The organism is Janthinobacterium agaricidamnosum NBRC 102515 = DSM 9628, from assembly GCF_000723165.1.
GTDB lineage: Bacteria > Pseudomonadota > Gammaproteobacteria > Burkholderiales > Burkholderiaceae_D > Janthinobacterium > Janthinobacterium agaricidamnosum.
Genome location: NZ_HG322949.1, coordinates 3,918,934 through 3,934,298, shown reverse-complemented (window position 1 = coordinate 3,934,298; position 15,365 = coordinate 3,918,934). Strand labels below are relative to the sequence as shown.

Annotated in this window: 13 protein-coding genes and 1 pseudogene (1 of these 14 running past the window's edge); 11 read left to right on the top strand and 3 right to left on the bottom strand. The window is 60.4% G+C overall.

All coding sequences use genetic code 11. The features are described 5' to 3' along the window. A pseudogene (locus tag GJA_RS28725) lies at positions 1–625 on the bottom strand (contractile injection system protein, VgrG/Pvc8 family) (it extends 1,010 nt beyond the left edge of the window). A gap of 67 nt (positions 626–692) precedes the next feature. Beyond that, positions 693–890, bottom strand: a complete 198-nt coding sequence (locus tag GJA_RS27460; protein ID WP_144241575.1) for a hypothetical protein — start codon at positions 888–890, stop codon at positions 693–695. A gap of 137 nt (positions 891–1,027) precedes the next feature. Here GJA_RS27460 and GJA_RS16765 point away from each other — a divergent pair, with 137 nt between their 5' ends. From GJA_RS16765 to GJA_RS16715, 11 genes are all read left to right on the top strand, one after another. Beyond that, on the top strand, positions 1,028–3,661 hold the full coding sequence (locus tag GJA_RS16765) for a motility hub landmark protein FimV (protein ID WP_277914403.1): 2,634 nt from the start codon (positions 1,028–1,030) through the stop codon (positions 3,659–3,661). A 50-nt stretch (positions 3,662–3,711) separates the two neighbouring features. Further along, the gene (truA, locus tag GJA_RS16760) at positions 3,712–4,509 is read left to right on the top strand and encodes a tRNA pseudouridine(38-40) synthase TruA (RefSeq protein WP_038494341.1); all 798 of its coding nucleotides are present in this window, start codon (positions 3,712–3,714) and stop codon (positions 4,507–4,509) included. Positions 4,510–4,536: 27 nt separating this feature from the next. Next, positions 4,537–5,229 carry a phosphoribosylanthranilate isomerase gene (locus GJA_RS16755; protein WP_038494338.1) on the top strand — a complete coding sequence of 231 codons (693 nt, stop codon included), beginning with the start codon at positions 4,537–4,539 and terminating at the stop codon, positions 5,227–5,229. After that, positions 5,213–6,460, top strand: coding sequence for a tryptophan synthase subunit beta (gene trpB / locus GJA_RS16750; protein ID WP_038494335.1), 1,248 nt, complete (start codon positions 5,213–5,215; stop codon positions 6,458–6,460). The genes GJA_RS16755 and trpB overlap by 17 nt, the downstream gene beginning before the upstream one ends. Positions 6,461–6,534: 74 nt before the next feature. Beyond that, positions 6,535–7,332: a tryptophan synthase subunit alpha gene (trpA, locus tag GJA_RS16745; RefSeq protein ID WP_038494332.1), complete on the top strand. Its 798-nt coding sequence runs from the start codon at positions 6,535–6,537 to the stop codon at positions 7,330–7,332. 340 nt (positions 7,333–7,672) lie between these two features. Then, a complete protein-coding gene (gene accD, locus GJA_RS16740) occupies positions 7,673–8,545 on the top strand; it encodes an acetyl-CoA carboxylase, carboxyltransferase subunit beta (RefSeq protein WP_038494329.1) in 873 nt (290 codons plus the stop codon). A 112-nt stretch (positions 8,546–8,657) separates the two neighbouring features. Then, on the top strand, positions 8,658–9,956 hold the full coding sequence (gene folC, locus GJA_RS16735) for a bifunctional tetrahydrofolate synthase/dihydrofolate synthase (protein ID WP_038494326.1): 1,299 nt from the start codon (positions 8,658–8,660) through the stop codon (positions 9,954–9,956). Positions 9,957–9,979: 23 nt separating this feature from the next. Continuing rightward, positions 9,980–11,035, top strand: a complete 1,056-nt coding sequence (locus tag GJA_RS16730) for an SPOR domain-containing protein (RefSeq protein WP_038494323.1) — start codon at positions 9,980–9,982, stop codon at positions 11,033–11,035. Positions 11,036–11,057: 22 nt separating this feature from the next. Next, on the top strand, positions 11,058–11,546 hold the full coding sequence (locus tag GJA_RS16725; protein WP_038494320.1) for a CvpA family protein: 489 nt from the start codon (positions 11,058–11,060) through the stop codon (positions 11,544–11,546). Positions 11,547–11,584: 38 nt separating this feature from the next. Then, positions 11,585–13,108, top strand: coding sequence for an amidophosphoribosyltransferase (gene purF, locus GJA_RS16720; protein ID WP_038494318.1), 1,524 nt, complete (start codon positions 11,585–11,587; stop codon positions 13,106–13,108). Between the two features lie 120 nt (positions 13,109–13,228). After that, positions 13,229–14,473 (top strand): cystathionine gamma-synthase family protein, encoded by a 1,245-nt coding sequence (locus GJA_RS16715; RefSeq protein WP_038494316.1) that lies wholly within the window; start codon positions 13,229–13,231, stop codon positions 14,471–14,473. A 65-nt stretch (positions 14,474–14,538) separates the two neighbouring features. On the opposite strand, the gene lexA is transcribed toward GJA_RS16715, so the two are convergent. Continuing rightward, positions 14,539–15,180 carry a transcriptional repressor LexA gene (lexA, locus tag GJA_RS16710; protein ID WP_038494313.1) on the bottom strand — a complete coding sequence of 214 codons (642 nt, stop codon included), beginning with the start codon at positions 15,178–15,180 and terminating at the stop codon, positions 14,539–14,541. Positions 15,181–15,365 lie beyond the last annotated feature (185 nt).

Below are 15,365 nucleotides of genomic sequence, written 5' to 3'. Positions count from 1 at the left end.
GCTCGCTGCTGTCGGCGAACAGCACCATGCACTGGCCGCCATCGGCCTCTTCGAAACGCCATGTCAAACCTTCGTCGGTCAGCAGGCGGCGGATGAAGTCAAAGTCCGATTCGCGGTACTGGCAGCAATAACCGCGCCGGCCGGCGCCTTCCATGAACGAGCGCGTTTCGTCGCTCCAGCGCCATATAGCGCGCGGCGCATAGGCGCTGAACACGCTGTCGATGATCTCGATGACGGTCTTGTCTTGCCAGACGCGGCTGTTGCGCACCTGGCTCAATTCCCACAGCCATGGCGTCAAGTTCAGCCGGTAGCGCGTCAGTCCGCCGTAATTGCCCAGCATCGCGGCTTCACGTATCCAGCCGGAAAATTGGGTGCGCGTGCCATCGGCCAGGCTGATATGCAGCGTGGCCGGTTTGCCGAGCAGCGACGCCAGTGCGATCTGAGGACTGGTCGACAGCGCGATGATGTCGCGTGCACCGATTTCATGCACTTGCTCGTCGGCGGCGAACGCCTCGACCAGCAAGCTGTCAGCGTCGCCATCGCCGATGGTCAATGCATACAGCCGCGTGGCGCTGGTGAATGCCGCCAGTGCGGAAAAGATTGTGCCGATCACGTTGGATGCCATGCCGTTCCCCGCGATTTCATTCATCCCCCCGAATTGGTCGTCAGACAGTTTTGTTCATTTAGTAACTTTAAAATTGTATCTGGGAATTCTTATTTTCGATGTTCAATTGAGAATAAGCATTTTGACGAATTTTTTGGCGGATATATGGCGCTGCATCAATAAAGGCCAGCAGCAGGGCCTGGTGCTGAAGTTTGTCGCCAGAAAAGCGGCGATCGGTCAAAGAAGCCGCGTTGCAGGAGAGGAAAGCTTGCACGGCTTGATGCATGATGATATGTTGAGACATCTGGAAAAGTAACTTTTTTCCCTTAGCCAACTACACTACCGCACACTATGCCCGTAAAAAATCGCCCCGGGGTCGCCTCCTTTGCCTTGAAAACACTCTCCAGCGCTGTCGCCTGTGCCGTGTTTTTATCTCCTGCGGTGCATGCGGCGGGGCTGGGCAAGCTGACGGTGCTGTCCGCTTTAGGCCAGCCGCTGCGCGCCGAGATCGAATTGACCGCGGTATCGCCGGAAGAGGCTAGCGCCTTGGTAGCCAAATTGGCGCCGGCCGAAGCCTTTCAGCAAGCCAATATCGATTTCAATCCGACCCTGTTGTCGCTTAATTTTATCGTTGAGCAACGCGCTGGCCGGCAATTTATCCGCGTCAGCTCATCGCAACCGGTGAATGAGCCGTTTGTCGACATGCTGCTGGAATTGAGCTGGAATACCGGCCGCCTGGTGCGCGAATATACGTTCTTGCTCGATCCGGTCGACATGAACAAGACCCAGCCTGCGCAAGTGGCCGCGCCACAGCCGCAAGCCCCGGCGCAGCCACCGGTGGCTGCGCCAGCGCAGCCGCAATCGCAACCTCAGCCGGCAACCGCTGCCCAGGCGCCGGTTGCGCCGCCGCAGCGTAGCGAGCGTGCGCCACGGCCGGTTCCTGTGCCGGCCGCCGCGCCGACGCCGGTCCAGGCCGCCAAGGACAAGCCGAAGAAAACCGCCGGCGCCGATTACAAGGTCAAGGCCGGCGATACGCTGAGCCGCATCGCCAATCAGGTCAAGCCGGCCGATGTGTCGCTCGACGTGATGCTGGTGGCCTTGTATCGCGCCAATCCGGAAGCGTTTTCCGGCAAGAATATGAACCGCCTGCAATCGGGCCGCATCTTGAGCGTGCCGGACGCCGATACCCTGCGCAACACCGCCGAGGGCGAGGCCAAGGGCGTGGTGGTGGCACACGCCAGCGATTTCTCGGCGTACCGCAACAAGCTGGCTGGGCAGGTGGCGCAAAGCACGCCGTCGAAAGCGGCGCCAGCGGCCCAAAGCGCGGCCGGCAAGATCAGTACCAAGGTCGAAGAACGGGCCACGCCCGCCAATGAGTCGAAAGACCAGCTGAAGCTGTCGAAAGCCGAGCCTGCGTCCGCCGCGGCCGGCAAGACCGCCGTCGCCAATGTCGAAGACAAGATCGCCAAGGAAAAACAGGTCGCCGAGGCGGCCGCCCGCGTCAAGGAACTGGAAAAGAACGTCAACGATCTTGAAAACCTGATGGCGGTCAAGAACAAGTCGCTGGCCGATCAAAAGAAACCGGACGCTGTCGCCAGTGCCCCGGTCGTTGCCAGCGCGCCGGCCGCCGAGCCGGCGGCGCCAAAACCGAAGCCGGTGCCGCTGGTCAAGAAAGCGCCGCCGCCCGAACCGTCGCTGATGGATAAGCTGATGGACAATATCAGCAACATCGGCCTGGTGCTGGCCGCGTTGTTGCTGGCGGTATTCCTGGTGGTGCGGCGCAAGAAGAAAGAGCCGCCGAAGGCTGAAAACAGCTTCATCGGCGAAGCGGACGTGGATGATCCGCTGACGCCGGTGCCGGCTGCCGCGTTCGGCGAAGCCGAAAGTCAAGGCACGGACGCGTACAACAATGTGTTCGAATCGAGTTTTGCGCTCAATACCAGCCAGATCGATACCAATGAAGCCGATCCGGTCGCCGAAGCCGAAGTGTATATCGCTTACGGCCACGACTCCGAGGCGGAAGAACTGTTGCTGGGCGCCTTGCGTACCAATCCCGAGCGCCATGCCGCCCGTTTGAAGCTGCTGGAAATCTATTCCGCGCGCAAGAATACGCGTCAATTCGAAGACCAGGCCAGCGAACTGTACAGCCTTACCCGTGGCCAGGGCGATGAATGGCGCCAGGCCGCGGCGCTGGGCTTGGCGCTCGATCCGCTGAATCCCTTGTATGCCAATACCGATGTCGATGCCGTGGTGCATTTCAGCAAAGCGCCAGTGGAAAACGCCGAACACAACGCCCAGTCGGCGGCGCTGGACAGCCTGGACCGCGACCTGAGCCGCGATGCCGCCGCAGTAACCGGCCAAAGCATGGACTTTACGCCTGCCGCCAGCGCGAGCGAGGAAACCGCGTTGCCGACCCCGGCCAGTGCCGACGGGCTCGATTTTGACCTGGGCGACTTGAATTTCGAGCCGATCGCGATCACGCCGCCGGCCAGCGCGCCGGCGGCTCCGGCAGTCAATATCAACAAGCCTGCCGAACCGCAATTCGACAACAGCATGGACTTCGGCCTGGATCTGGAGCCCATGACCGCCGGCGGCACGATCACGGCCACACCGGCGCCGGATCCGCTGATGGATCTGGACTTGATGAATTTCGACTTGCCGGAAACCAAGGTCAAGGCGGCTGATATTACTCCTGAGGCAAATCCTGCCGTCACTCCCGCAGCCAGCCCGGCGGCAGCGCCAATATCGACCGACGATATCTTTGCGCAAGCCGCGGCCACGACTGCGGCCGTGCCGGAAGCGGCTGCGGCGGTGCCGGAATTCGATTTGTCCGGTATCGACCTGGACCTGGGCGCCGGCGACAAGGCTGCCGGCGCGGTGCAGGACGATGCACTGTCGGGTATCCACATGGAAATGGATACCAAGCTCGACCTGGCCATCGCCTATCAGGAGATCGGCGACAAGGAAGGCGCGCGCGAATTGATCGATGAAGTCATCAAGGGCGGTAATGCAGAGCAAGTCGCCAAGGCCAATACCATGCGGGCGCTGCTAAGCTGAACTGACTCGGCGGTATAATGCGCCGAGACAGACTTCATATTGGACAGGAATTGAAACGGATCGCATTAGGTGTCCAGTACGACGGTACGGCGTGGCATGGTTACCAAAAGCAAGAAGATGGCCAGACGGTGCAAGACCAGCTGGAAGACGCGCTAGAGAAATTCGCCCGGGTCCGGCTGGGCACCACCTGCGCCGGACGCACCGATACCGGCGTGCATGCGCTGGAGCAAGTGGTGCATTTCGATACCGACTTGCAGCGCGACATACATTCCTGGGTGCGCGGCGTGAATACCTTCTTGCCGCCTTCCATTGTGGTGCGCTGGGCGCATGAAGTGCCGGCCGACCCGGACGACCAGTTCCACGCCCGTTTCAGCGCCCGCTCGCGCGCCTATCATTATGTGCTCTACAACAATCCGACCCGCTCGCCGCTGCTGGAAGGGCGCGCCGGCTGGGTGTTCCGTCCGCTGGACATCGGACCGATGCAAGAAGCGGTCAAGCCGCTGATCGGCTGGCACGACTTTACCGCCTTCCGCGCGTCGCAATGCCAGGCCAAGTCGCCAGTCAAGCTGATGCACGAAATTCGCATCGAACGGCGCGGCGACTTGATCGTGTTCACGATACGCGCCAACGCCTTCCTGCATCATATGGTACGCAACCTGGTCGGTTCGCTGATTTATATCGGCCTCGGCAAGCATCCGCCGCAATGGCTGGGCGAAGTGCTGGCCGGGCGCGACCGGGGCGAAGCGGCGCCGACCTTCATGCCGGATGGCCTGTACCTGGCGAAAATCGATTACGACCCGAAATGGGGCTTGCCGCAGGAAACCGGCAGCGCCTTGCCGTGGTTTTAAGATCGCAGCATTGAAAGGAGTAACAGCATGTCGCGTACGCGCATCAAGATTTGCGGCCTGACCCGGGCCGAGGATATCCAGGCGGTGGTGGCGGCCGGCGCCGATGCGATCGGCTTTGTGTTTTATCCGAAAAGCCCGCGTTATGTGACTGCCGAGCAAGCCACGGCGCTGATCTCCGGCTTGCCGCCTTACATCACCACGGTCGGCCTGTTCGTCAATGCCAGCGTGGAACAGGTGGCCGCGGTCACACGCAGCGCGCCTTTGTCGCTGCTGCAATTCCACGGCGATGAAAGCCCGGAGCACAGCGCGGCGCTAGCCGCCGCCGTCAACCGGCCGTACACGCAGGTGTTTCGCGTCAAACCTGACACAAACGCCGATGATTTGCTAGAATATGAGCAGCGCTATCGCGTCGCCAGTCCCTTGTTTGCAAGCCTGTTGCTTGATACATATGTGGATGCCTATGGCGGCGCAGGAAAGGTATTTGATTGGTCTCTCATCCCAAAAGAGCTCGCGCCTCGGGTCGTTTTAAGTGGTGGCTTGAGCGTACAAAACGCGACTGACGCGGTGGTACGCGTACGCCCTTACGCGGTCGACATCAGCAGCGGTGTCGAAGCGTCCAAGGGTATCAAGGATGCGTCCAGAGTCAGCGCCTTCATTCGCGCTGTCCGCGACGCCGATGCCATCATAGACAGAGAGAAACCCCATGACAGCCTTGCCTGAATCCGGCGCAGCAGCGCCTTTGTTTCACGCCACCGATTACGCATTTCCCGACCTGAAAGGCCATTTCGGCCCGTACGGCGGTTCATTTGTCGCCGAAACCCTGAGCCACGCGCTGGCCGAGCTGAAGGAAGCCTACGCGCGCTACAGCGCCGATGCCGAATTCCTCGAAGAATTCCGCTACGAATTGAAGCATTTCGTCGGCCGCCCGTCGCCGATCTATCACGCCAAGCGCTGGTCCGAGATCGCCGGCGGCGCGCAAATCTATTTCAAGCGCGAAGACTTGAACCATACCGGCGCGCACAAGATCAATAACGTGATCGGCCAGGCATTATTGGCCAAGCGCATGGGCAAGCCGCGCATCATCGCCGAAACCGGCGCCGGCCAGCATGGCGTGGCTACCGCCACCATCTGCGCCCGCTTCGGTCTCGAATGCGTGATTTACATGGGCAGCGAAGACGTCAAGCGCCAGGCGCAAAACGTGTATCGCATGAAATTGCTGGGCGCGACCGTGGTGCCGGTCGAATCCGGCTCCAAGACCTTGAAAGATGCGCTCAACGAAGCGATGCGCGACTGGGTCACCAACATTGAAAACACTTTTTATATCATCGGCACCGTCGCCGGCCCGCATCCTTACCCGATGATGGTGCGCGACTTCCAGTCGGTGATCGGCGAGGAGTGCCTGGTGCAAATGCCGCAAATGACCGGACGCCAGCCCGATTACGTGCTGGCCTGCATCGGCGGCGGCTCGAATGCGATGGGTATTTTTTACCCGTATATCGAGCAGAAAGACGTCAAACTGATCGGCGTCGAAGCGGCCGGCGAGGGCATAGACAGCGGCAAGCACTCGGCATCGCTGACCGCCGGCTTCCCTGGCGTGCTGCACGGTAACCGCACTTATCTGCTGCAAGATGAAAACGGCCAGATCATCGAGACCCATTCAGTGTCGGCCGGACTGGATTATCCGGGCGTCGGCCCGGAACACGCATGGCTGAAAGACAGCGGCCGGGCCCAGTATGTGACCATCACCGATGAGGAAGCGTTGCAGGCTTTCCATGATTGCTGCCATATCGAAGGCATTATCCCGGCGCTGGAATCGTCGCACGCATTGGCTTACGCAGCGAAGCTGGCGGCAACCTTGCCGAAAGACCAATTGGTGCTGGCCAACCTGTCGGGCCGCGGCGACAAGGACATGCATACCGTGGCGGAACGGATGGGGCTGAACTTTTCCTGATTGAAGCGAGGGGCGGCTTGCTGCCCCCGGTTTTAAACGGTTCATCCCATACACAGAATACAGAAAGCCCCATCATGTCCAGAATCTCCGCAACATTTGCCGCACTGAAAGCCCAACAAAAAACCGGCCTGATCACCTTCATCACCGCCGGCGATCCCGGCCCTGAACAAACTTTGCCGCTGATGCACGCGCTGGTCGAAGGCGGCGCCGACGTGCTGGAACTCGGCGTGCCGTTTTCCGATCCGATGGCCGAGGGCCCGGTGATACAGCGCGCCTGCGAACGCGCGTTGACATTCAATATCGGCATCCACGACGTGTTCGAGTACGTGCGCCAGTTCCGCCTGACCAACCAGACCACGCCGGTGGTGCTGATGGGCTACGCCAACCCGATCGAACGCATCGGTCCGGCAGCCTTCATCAAGGCGTCCAGGGAAGCGGGCGCCGATGGCGCCATCGTGGTCGATTATCCGCCGGAAGAGTGCGAAGAATTCGCCGCCGCGATGCGCGCCAGCGAACTTGACCTGATCTTCCTGCTGGCGCCGACCTCGACCGAGGAACGCATCGCCCAGGTGGCCAAGGTCGGCGGCGGCTTCAGCTATTACGTGTCGCTCAAGGGCGTCACCGGCGCGGGTCATATCGATACGGCGGAAGTGGCCGAACGACTGGCCGGGATCCGCAAGCACGTCAAGTTGCCGATCGGCGTAGGTTTCGGCATCCGCGACGGCGCCACCGCCAGGACGGTGGCCAAGGTGGCCGATGCGGTGGTGATCGGCAGCCGCATCATCCAGGAAATCGAAAACGCGCCGAAAGACGGGGCGGTGGAGGCGGTGCGTACCTTTACCGCCGGCATCCGCGCCGCGCTGGATGCGTAAATAAGTCGCCATATCGGACGGTACGCTTGAGATCAATGCGTACTGTCCGGTAGTGCGCCTGGCCTTTGTTGTGACGATGGCCGGATTGCCGCATTCAGCGCTGGTTAAAGTATCGTAATTTCAACTATTTTCTGATCTCAGAGCAAGAATTTTGCGCCGCAATGTTCGACAGTGCGCCGATAAACCGCTACACTTCCGCCACTGAACCGTTGCCATGACAGGCCATGCTGGCATTTCAGGCAAGATTGCCTGGCCGCATAGGCTATTACCCGCGAGTGAGCCCTGATCAGGGCAAGCCACTGCGCAAGATTCCCGCCCCCCAGGGGCCATAGGAGAAAATATGAGTTGGTTGGAAAAACTGCTGCCACCGCGAATCCAGCGTTCGGACGCTGCCGCACGTAAAACCATGCCGGAAGGCTTGTGGGTCAAGTGCCCATCGTGCGAAGCCGTGCTGTACCGCACCGATCTGGAGTCGAACCTGCATGTCTGCCCGAAATGCGATCACCATATGCGCATCCGCGCCCGTGAACGCCTCGACAGCTTGCTGGACGCCGGCGGCCGTTATGAAATCGGCCAGGAAATCCTGCCAGTCGATACCTTGAAATTCAAGGACAGCAAAAAATATCCTGACCGTTTGAAATCGGCGATGGAAGCCACCGGCGAAACCGATGCGATGGTCGTCATGGGCGGCGCAATCATGAGCTTGCCGGTAGTGGTCGCTTGCTTCGAATTCGAATTCATGGGCGGTTCGATGGGTTCGGTGGTTGGCGAACGCTTCGTGCGCGGCGCGCAAATCGCGCTGGAGCAAAAAGTGCCGTTCATTTGCATTACCGCCACTGGCGGCGCACGGATGCAAGAAGGCTTGCTGTCGCTGCTGCAAATGGCCAAGACCACCGCCATGCTGACCAAGCTGTCGGAAAAGAAATTGCCATTCATTAGCGTGCTGACCGATCCGACCATGGGCGGCGTGTCGGCGTCGTTCGCCTTCATGGGCGATATCGTCATCGCCGAACCGAAGGCGCTGATCGGTTTTGCCGGTCCGCGCGTGATTGAAAACACCGTGCGCGAAAAACTGCCGGAAGGTTTCCAGCGTTCCGAATTCCTGGTCACCAAGGGCGCCGTGGACATGATCGTCGACCGCCGCAAGATGCGCGAAGAAATCGCGCGCTTGCTGGCCTTGCTGCAAAACCAGGCCGCAGAGGTCCTGGCTTAAGCCGCTTTTAATTTGTCTGTCGCCACATAACGGCGCGCCAGCGGATACACTATCCGTTTGCGCGCCGCTTGTCATTCTGGCGTCCCGATACTAACGTCCTCTTTATTGTCCTATGCAAAACCTCCCAACTACTCTGCCGGCATGGCTTGCCCTGCTGGAAAACCGTCATTCCGAAACCGTCATCAACATGGGCCTGGACCGCGTGCTGGAAATCAAGCAGCGCCTGGCGCTGGCTTTTCCTTGCCCGGTCATCATGGTGGCCGGCACCAACGGCAAGGGTTCCACTTGCGCGATGCTGGAATCGATATTGCTGCGCGCCGGCTACAAGGTCGGCCTGTACATCAAGCCGCACTTCCTGGATTTTAACGAGCGCGCCCGTATTGGCGGCCAGTCGGCCAGCGACGAGCAATTGATCGCCAGCTTCAACGCGGTCGAAGCGGTGCGCGGCGATATCCCGCTGACCTATTTTGAATTCACCACGCTGGCCATCATGCATTTGCTGGCCGGCGCCGGACAGGACGTGGTGATCCTGGAAGTCGGCCTGGGCGGCCGCCTGGATGCCGTCAATATCGTCGATGCCGATGTCTCCATCGTCACCAGCGTCGATATCGACCATACCGATTTCCTTGGCGATACCCGCGAAGCGATCGGTTTTGAAAAGGCGGGCATCTTCCGTCCGGGCAAGGCGGCGATTTGCAGCGATCCGGTGCCGCCGCAATCGCTGATCGACCATGCCGGGGCGATCGGCGCCGACCTGTGGCTGATGGGCCGCGATTTCAATTATTCGGGCGACAAGCAGCAGTGGAACTATGGCGGCCGCGAACAGCGCCGCAATTCGCTGGCCTATCCAGGCTTGCGCGGCGCCAACCAGTTGCTGAACGCGTCGGCCGCGCTGGCCGCGCTGGAAGTGTTGAAGCTGCAATTGCCGGTCGGCGCCCAGGAAGTGCGCACCGGCCTGGTGACGGTCGAGCTGCCGGGCCGCTTCCAGGTGTTGCCGGGTCGTCCGACCGTGATCCTGGATGTGGCGCACAATCCGCACGCCGCTTCGGCGCTGAACCAGAACCTTGGCAATATGGGTTTCCACCCATACACCTATGCGGTGTTTGGCTCGATGCACGACAAGGATATCGATGGCGTACTCGCCGCGATGGGCGAACATGTCGATCATTGGTGCCTGACGGACTTGCCGTCGCCACGTGCCGCCAGCGCGTCTGAACTGGCCGGCAAGGTGCAATTGCTGCTGGCCGACAAGCCTGGCAGCGACGATCATACGGTGAATATTTTTGCTGATCCTGCACAAGCTTTTGCAAATGCAATGAGCCGGGCCGGGGAGAATGATAGAATTGTGGTCTTTGGTTCCTTCATCACCGTTGCAGGTGTGATGGCGGCCCGAAAATCCTCACTTCACTGAACGTAATCGACTGAAAATCACGCATGGGCTTGTTCTCGAAACTATTTAAAAACAAGCAAGAATCCACTGCTCAAGACAGTGGTTTTTACGTACCGTCGGAAGAGCAAGCCTCGACCGCGCGGACCCGCTCCAAGCGTGCCGTCGGCGGCGCCACCCCGCGCCGCGCCGGCAAGGATGTGCCGGACCCTGTATTGCCTGAGAAAAAACGCGCCCGGCGCCGCCTGGTTGGCGCCGTCGCGCTGGCGCTGGCGGTGGCGGTCGGGTTGCCGATGATACTCGATTCGGAACCGAAACCGCTGGCGACCGATATCGATATCCAGATTCCGTCGAAGGATAAGCCGGCTGTGGTGGCGGATGCCACGCCGGCCCCTGCGCCGGCGCGGGTGGCCGACAGTGCCGCGCTGGACCAATCCGAAGAAATTGTTTCCGAGCCTGACAAGGTCAAGCCGGCTCCGCTGCCTGCCAGGCCCGCCGTTGTACCTGCGCCTGCCGCGACCCCTGCGCCTGTCGTCACCGCCGCGCCGGTGGTGGCTGAATTGAAGCCGTCCGAGCCGGTCGACAAACCGCGCAAGCTCGACATCGTCGAGCCGAGCAAGGCCAAGCCGGAAGTCAAACACGAACCTAAGCCTGAAGTGAAGCCTGAGGTCCGGCACGAACCGAAACCTGAGGTCAGGCACGAACCCAAGTCCGAGCCCAAATCCGAGCCAAAAACGGCCGAACCCAAGCCTGTAGCAAAACCGGTGTTGGCCGACAGCGCCAAGCCGGCCCCGTCATCCGACGATGCGGCGCGCGCGCTGGCGATCCTGGAAGGCAAGCCTGCCGCGGCCAAGCCGCAGGAATCCGTTTCCAGCAAGTTCGTGGTGCAAGTCGCGGCGCTGGGCTCGCAAGATAAAGTCGATGAATTGCAAGGCAAGCTGCGCGATGCCGGCATTTCCTCCTATACTCAAAAAACCTCCAATGCTGCTGGCGAGCGCGTGATACGGGTCCGTGTCGGCCCGTTCGGCAACCGGGAAGAGGCGGACAAGGCCCGCGCCAAGCTGCAAAAGCTCGGTTTGGGCGGCAGCGTGGTACCTGCGTAATCTAGGACAAGGCTGGACTGGCGTGACGATTTTCGATTATCTGGTCTTGTTTGTACTGATTTCATCAGTCGTCATCAGCATGATGCGCGGACTGGTCAAGGAAATCCTGTCGCTGGTCAGCTGGGTGGTGGCGTTTGTGATCGCCAACGCCTATGGCGCCAGCCTGGCTAAAATGTTGCCAGAAGTGGTGCCCGGCGAGGTGATCCGGCTGCTGCTGGCCTTCGTGATCTTGTTTATCGGCGTGCGCATCCTGATGGGGCTGCTCGGCATGACGGTCGATGTATTGGTCAGGGCCACCGGCCTGAGCCTGGCCGACCGCGGCCTGGGCGCCTTGTTCGGATTGGCGCGCGGCCTGGTGATTGTATTGACTGCCGTCATATTGTGCGGGATGACGTCGATCCCGCAACAGGCTTTCTGGAAGAATGCGCTGCTGCGTCCGATGGCCGAGGACGGCGCGCGCGCCATCAAGCCTTACTTGCCGGCCGCGTATGCGAAGCACGTGCAATTTTGAATTCTTTTATCATCCGTAGCACAGTTTAGGAGCACACCATGTGTGGCATCGTCGGCGTCGTTTCCCACCAACCTGTTAATCAATTGCTGTATGACGCATTGTTGCTGTTGCAACATCGCGGTCAGGATGCGGCAGGGATTGCGACCAATCACAGCAGTATGTTTTCCATGCACAAGGCCAATGGCCTGGTGCGTGACGTCTTCCGTACGCGCAACATGCGTTCGTTGCAAGGCAATTCCGGCATCGGCCACTGTCGTTACCCGACGGCCGGTTCGTCCAGCGAAGAGGAAGCGCAGCCGTTTTATGTCAACGCCCCTTACGGCATCACGCTGGCGCACAATGGCAACCTGACCAACTGGGAACAGTTGAAACAGGAAATGTTCAAGATCGACCGCCGCCACATCAACACCGATTCCGATTCGGAAGTGTTGCTGAACGTCTTGGCGCATGAAATCCAGGAAGCCACCACCGGCCTGTCGCTCGATCCGGACGCCGTGTTCAAGGCCGTTTCCGTATTGAACCGGCGCGTGCGCGGCGGTTATGCGGCGGTGGCGCAAATCGCCGGCGTCGGCTTGCTGGCGTTCCGCGATCCGCACGGCATCCGTCCGCTGTGCTACGGCGTCAATGAAACCGAACAAGGCATCGAATACCTGATCGCCTCCGAATCGGTGGCGCTGGAAGGCATGGGTTTCCGTTTCGTGCGCGACATCGCGCCGGGCGAAGCCGTGTTCATCGATGCCGATAAACAATTGCACAGTCGCATGTGCGCCGACAATCCGAGCCTGAATCCTTGCGTGTTCGAATTTGTTTACCTGGCGCGTCCGGATTCGGTGATCGACGGCGCGTCGGTCTACGCCACCCGCCTGAAAATGGGCGAATACCTGGCCGAGAAAATCCGCAAGGAATTCAAGGAAGGCGATATCGACGTGGTCATGCCGATTCCCGATTCGTCGCGTCCGGCCGCGATCCAGCTGGCGCTGGCGCTCAATATCGAATATCGCGAAGGTTTCATCAAGAACCGCTACATCGGCCGTACCTTCCTGATGCCGGGCCAGGCGATGCGCAAGAAATCGGTGCGCCAGAAACTCAATGCGATCCCGTCCGAATTCAAGGACAAGGTCGTGCTGCTGGTCGACGATTCCATCGTGCGCGGCACCACCAGCCGTGAAATCGTGCAAATGGCGCGCGAAGCCGGCGCGAAGAAAGTCATTTTCGCGTCCGCCGCGCCGCCGGTGATCTTCCCGAACGTGTACGGCATCGACATGCCGACCCGCGACGAATTGATCGCCTATAACCGCAGCAATGAAGAGGTGTGCCGCGAAATCACCGCCGACGCGCTGGTGTACCAGGATATCGACGCACTGAAACGCGCCATTTCCGACGTCAACCCGGCCTTGAAGAATTTCGAGGCGTCGTGCTTCGATGGCGTCTACGTGACCGGCGACGTGTCGCAGGATTATCTCGACCGCATCGAATATGCGCGTCATCATCCGAAGGCCGCCGCGCCGGAAGATACGCCGCGCTCGCAACTGAACCTGAACCTTGCGACGGCCGAAGGCTGATGTCGCCACGCCCGGCTTGCGCCGGGCTTTTTTTTTGCGCGGCGCGGCGCGGCCACGCCAAGGCAAGACTTTGCATGACGCATTTTGTATTACTTATGTACCCCCCCTAACTACACCATCATGAGCGACAAGAAAAACTACGGCTTCACCACCACCATCTTGCATAACGACCGCCGCAAGGGCATCGAGCATGGCTCGCTGCACAAGCCGGTGCACCACTCGGTCGCCTTCGGCTACGACGATGCGCGCCAGCTGGCGTCTGTATTCCAGGGCAAGGAACCGGGCTTCCGCTACGGCCGCCAGGGCAATCCGACCGTGTCCGCGCTGGAAGATAAAGTTAATAAAATGGAAGACGGCCTGGCCACCTTGTGCTTCGCCACCGGCATGGGCGCAATCGGCGCCGTGGTGCAAGCGCTGCTGCGCGCCGGCGACCATGTGGTGTCGTCCGCCTTCTTGTTCGGCAATACCAACAGCTTGTGGCAAACCGTCAGCGGACAGGGTATCGGCGTGTCGTTCGTCGACGCCACCGACGTCGCCAATGTGGCGGCGGCGATCACGCCGGCCACCCGTATCGTGTTTGTCGAAACCATCGCCAATCCGCGCACCCAGATCGCCGACTTGCAGAAAATCGGCGCGCTGTGCCAGCAGCGCGGCATCTTGTACATCGTCGACAATACGATGACGACACCGTATCTGTTCCGTCCGAAAGCGGTCGGCGCCGGCCTGGTGGTCAATGCGCTGACCAAGTCGATCGGCGGCCACGGCAATGCGCTGGGCGGCAGCCTGACCGATACCGGCCTGTACGACTGGACCCGGTATCCGAATATTTTCGACAATTACAAGAAGGTCGCGCCGGCCCAGTGGGGCATTGCGCAAATCCGCGCCAAGGCCTTGCGCGATTTCGGCGCCTCGCTGGCGCCGGACGCGGCGCACCACATCGCCACCGGCGCCGAAACCATCGCCTTGCGCATGGAGCGCACCTGCTCGAACGCGCTGGCGCTGGCGACCATGCTGCAAGCCGATCCGCGCGTCGCGGCCGTGCATTACCCTGGCCTGGTCTCGCATCCGCAGCACGCCATCGCGAGCGATCTGTTTCGCAGCTACGGTTCGCTGTTCAGCTTTGAATTGAAGGACGGCATCGATTGCTTCGACTTCCTGAACCGCCTGAATTTGGCGATACCGGCCAGCAACCTCGGCGACAACCGCACGCTGGTGATTCCGGTCGCGCACACGATCTTTTATGAGATGGGCGCCGAGCGGCGCGCCAGCATGGGCATTGCCGAATCGCTGATCAGGGTGTCGGTCGGCATCGAGGATGAAGCCGACTTGCTCGACGATTTCCGTCAAGCATTGGAGGTGGCGTAAAAAAGCCGGGGCACCTTCTGTTGTCCCGGCTTTTTTTGCATGGCGTTGCGAATGGCGAGGCTCCATTAATTCCAGCTGCGCATCAATCCTACCGCCAGGCCTTCCAGCGCGAATTCGTCCGCTTCCGGATCGACCTGGATCACCGTGAAGTCGGGATTTTCCGGGAACAGCTCGATCAGCGATCCGGTCTTTTTGTAGCGCTTGACGGTCACTTCGTCGCCGATGCGGGCCACCACGATTTGCCCATTCTTGGCGCTGTCGATTTTCTTGACGGCCAATAAATCGCCATCCATGATGCCGGCGTCGCGCATCGACCAGCCGCGCACCTTCAGCAGGAAATCGGGTTTGGCCGAAAACAGCGCCGGGTCGACGTTGTAGCTCGCTTCCAGGTTTTCCTGCGCCAGGATCGGCGAGCCGGCGGCAACCCGGCCGATCAGCGGCAGCGACATCATCAGCAGCGCGGCCGGCACTTTCGGCGGCGCCGGCTCGGCATTGGCGCCCAGCAGGCGGATGCCGCGCGAGGTGCCGGGCGAAATCTCGATCGCACCCTTGCGGGCCAGTGCCTGCAAATGTTCTTCGGCCGCGTTGGCGGACTTGAATCCCAGTTCGCTGGCGATCTCGGCGCGGGTCGGCGGGAAGCCGGTATTTTCAATCGCATCCTTGATCAGATTCAGAATTTGTTCTTGCCGTGCAGTGAGCTTGATCATTGGTGGCGCATAGTGAAATGCTGTCTATATAAACAGTCTGTATTTTTGTACAGTATCGGCGCTTATGCAAGCGGATTTGTCGTATTTCGTGAAATAAATTCAGCCGAACCCGCGCCAGGCGAGCGCAGCGGCGGGCAGCGAGCAGCAGGGGATTGAAACTTGCCAAAAAACCTGTCATACTATTC